The organism is Pseudoalteromonas sp. S558, from assembly GCF_005886635.1.
Lineage (GTDB): Bacteria > Pseudomonadota > Gammaproteobacteria > Enterobacterales > Alteromonadaceae > Pseudoalteromonas > Pseudoalteromonas aliena.
In genome coordinates, this window is sequence record NZ_PNDU01000687.1 from 1 (window position 1) to 374 (window position 374).

1 pseudogene is annotated in these 374 nt (G+C 35.8%); it reads left to right on the forward strand.

From position 1 onward, the window contains the following. Positions 1-69 precede the first annotated feature (69 nt). Positions 70-374 (forward strand): annotated as a pseudogene (locus CWB66_RS21940) (two-component system sensor histidine kinase/response regulator); the annotation flags it as partial.

Genomic DNA, 374 nt, shown 5'->3' on the forward strand with positions numbered 1-374 from the left:
GGCTACGCAACAGGTGTATTATTAGTAAAAAACATACTTGCTCAGTAGCTTACCCAAGCACAAAATAAAATGATTAATAACGCTATTTATGAAGCTAATGCTACAATACCGTTTTATTCAAATGCCGAAAATATTCCAACCAAAAGCAATAAGCTTACAACTCTCGAAATTAATTTTGCAGGACAAACATGGCTAGTAGATTTAGCGATTAAAGAGGAATTCTTACCGCATCAAACTAATAACATGACACTCTTTTTGCTTATTTTACAGGTCATTGTCAGCTCACTCATTTTATTGATATTACTGTTGTTTAATCACCAACACCTTGCACTTTCACGTTGGGTAGCAGAGCGTACTCGCTCTCTCGTTAAGGC